The sequence below is a fragment of the Gilliamella sp. B2923 genome, assembly GCF_026536565.1.
Classification (GTDB): Bacteria; Pseudomonadota; Gammaproteobacteria; order Enterobacterales; family Orbaceae; genus Gilliamella.
The window spans coordinates 1-3554 of sequence record NZ_JAFNNZ010000026.1 but is presented as its reverse complement, the minus strand read 5'-3'; the positions used below and the strand labels follow the sequence as shown (position 1 = coordinate 3554).

At 39.7% G+C, this 3554-nt stretch carries 1 protein-coding gene; it reads left to right on the top strand.

The window, feature by feature from the left end; all coding sequences use genetic code 11:
- Positions 1–3554: hypothetical protein (locus J3U42_RS12055; RefSeq protein WP_267336578.1), on the top strand; the 3554-nt coding region annotated here is incomplete at both ends.

The window sequence follows — 3554 nt, the reverse complement described above, 5'->3', positions numbered from 1 at the left end:
GCCGACCATAGCCAACTGTTAGCGCAAGAGTCTATCACCTTAAAAGCAGATCAAATAAAAGCGCAAGCAGCAGACCTTAACACTAATAGTACCATTGATATCCAGGCCAATGATGTGCAGATGCAATCGGGTAACTTAAGTGCTAAAGGGGAAATTTCACTATCGGCAAATAACGCCATTATGGATAATTTACAGGCCGTTACTGAGCAATCATTAGCAATTACCGCACAAACGTTATCCACGCAAGAAGCCAATATACAAGCCGGGCAAGATATCTATGTTGAAGCCAATACCATCGAAAACGCTTCAAGCTTTATTAGATCGAATGGGCCGATTAATTACTACTTTAATCGCTTAAATAATCAAGGCGCCACCTTAGTCAGCGACCGGGAAATCAGTCTGGTTGGTGATAGCCTGTTTAATGAAAAGGGTAAATTGCAAGGTACCGGCAACATTCACATTTCAGCTTATCAATTATTTAACAACCAATTTGGTACAATTTTATCAGATAAATCAATCATGGTTTATTCTGAAAAAATCAACAATGATAACGCTAAATTGATCGCCAATAATGGCTTATCACTCTCTGCCCGGCAGTTATCGACCAACAACAGTTATTTGTATGGGTATACTAACATAACATTAGATGCGGAAAAGCAATTGAGTGCCAAAGGCGCAAATCTTTATTCCGAAGGCATCATTGCATTAGACAGTGAGCAAATTGATTTAACCGATGCTTCTGTCAGTGCTAAGGACGATATTAACGTTAGCGGTCAGCAACAGAACTTAACCAAAAGTGAGTTTTTATCCAACGGTCAAATCAATTTGGACGCCACGACCATTGAGGCTGACGATGCGGTTATCAGAGCGGCCAAAGATCTATCCATTAAAGCTTTAAAGCTGGCATCATTCAACCGTGGTCAATTGTACGCTAACCAACAACTGAATCTGACAGCGGCGCAAGCCAACACCCATCATTCAACGCTTTATGCCATAAATGGCATGACGATCAACACGACCGAACTCAATAACCAGGACGGCAAATGGATCAGTGGCGGTCATGTTGCAATATTAGCCAAATACTTTAATAACCAATACACCAATATTCAGGCTGAAAAAGACCTGACTATTGACAGTGAGCAGTTAGATAACCGTGAAGCAACCTTAATATCTTTCAAAAATCTGGCCATAAATACCCAGGATCTCGACAACACAAAAGCGCGAATTCAGGCAAGTAAAATAAGTATTAATGCAACCGGAAACGTTAACAATAATGCCGGTATATTCATTGCCCAAACGGCAGGTATCGATATTCATGCCAATAACATCATCAACAGCGCTGCTCGACTTTGGGGTGTGCAATCTATTACCCTAAAATCCAACCAGTTAGATAATCAAAAAGCGCAATTATCCAGTCATGGCATCATTAATCTAACCAGCGATGTTATGGATAATCGATCGAGTGTGATTCAGGCTAAACAAGGCATTGAGATTAAAAGCAAGCAACTTAGCAGTGACCTTGCGCAGTATGTTTCTGAAGGTGATTTCACTATCAACAGTGAAAACGCCTCACTCAATCAAGCCTCGCTTGGTAGTAAAGGCAATATGCAAATTAATACACAGCACGTTTTAGCGTTACAAAATGCCCAACTGGTTGCTGAAAAAAATATGCAAATTCGCGCGGAGCAAATCAATACCACGGAAAGTGAAATTGGCGCACAAGGCAATATCGATGTTGACGCCTCAACGCTGATTAATAACCAGGCTAAATGGCAGGCGAAGCAGAATATCAACATTAACGCTAACCAATTTGATAACTCAGGGGCTCAACTTGTTTCAAATCAATCCATAACTATTCACAGCCAGCAACTGAATAATGATCAAGCGGCGTTGAGTGCTAAAGACAATATTACGATCGAGGCACAAACCGTCGAGAATGCCGAGGCTAAATTATTTAGCGGTCAATCAATTACCGTTGATTCAACTAAACTCAATAATCAAGACGCCGTGTTTAAAGCCGATAATGCAATAACGATCAATAATCAGGCGTTTAACAACGCTAGTGCGACTTTAGTGGCGAATGCGGCCATAAAAATAGCCACCAAAGCACTGAATAATGCTAATGCAACATTACAATCGCAAACAGAAATTGCGGTCAAAGCCGATCAATTTGACAATCAGTCCGCCTTACTGCTTTCCGGTAAAAACGGTACCAATATTGAAAGCCAAACACTCAATAACCAACAAGCAAAAATATTAACGCAAGGCGATTTGACCATTAAGGCTGACAACATTGCCAACCAAAATGCCAAATTAGTGGCGGATAAAGCGATATCGATTCAAACCAATCAAATCAATAACCAACAAGCTGATTTACAAGCCAAAGGCAATATCGACATTCATGCGGCAACGCTGAATAATGAGTTGGCCAATGTGGTGTCGGAAAACAATATTACTTTCGATGTTGCTAACGGTATCAACAACCGTTTTGCTGAGCTGACCGCCAGTGGCGTAATTAAACTCGCTTCATTAAATGGTCATATTGAAAATCAACATGCCAAATTATTGTCTAATAACGGTATTTCATTACAGGCAATCAATATTGATAACCAATCCGCCTCGTTTAAAACCAATGGTCTTGTTGATATTAAGGCGCAGCAAATTAATAACCGCCAATCTCACTATGTAGCAGAAAATATCCTGCTCGAAAGCAACGCTTTAAACAATCAGTTAGCCAGTTTAACCGCCAATAATAAAATTATTATTGATGCTAAGGACTTTGATAACGATCAAGGTTATTTACTCTCTGACAACTTATTACTCAAAACAAAATCATTTCGTGGTAATGGTACGATTAAAACGAAAAATGATTTATCGCTTGAGTTAGAAGACAGTTTTGTTAATGACAGTGAAATTACCGCAAATGGTCACTTATCGATTAGCAGTGAAAATGACATCATCAATAAAAACAAAATTACAGCCGGCAAACAAGTCAGCTTAAAAAGCCAACAACTTATCAATGAACAACAAGCAGAAATTAGTGCCGATTATCTGGCATTAAATCATCAAAATGCCACCAACTATGGCCTAATTAATGGCACAACCGCAATTATTGACAGTAACACATTAAATAACTTACAAACCGGTCGAATCTATGCCGATAATTTAGCCATTAACGCCATAACGCTGAATAATCGGGCACAAAATGGTACTGCGCCGGTCATTGCTGCCCGACAAAATTTTCATTTAGGGGTCAATACGCTCAATAACTATGCGCATGCTCAGTTATTGAGTCTGGGCGATTTTATTATTGGCGGTGAACTTGATGAACATTACAATGTAAAAGGTCAAGCCGAACTGATTGAAAACCATTCAGCAACCATTGAATCACACGGCAATTTATTTATTAATGCGAAGGTCATTAATAATATTAATGACCATATTGTCACTGAAATGCGCCAAAGTGACGAGCCACCGGAACATGAAGTCTATTTTCAAACGTCTGAGGGGGAAGGGAAAACCAAATACTCGCCTGATGATGTGCTTTATCGCAT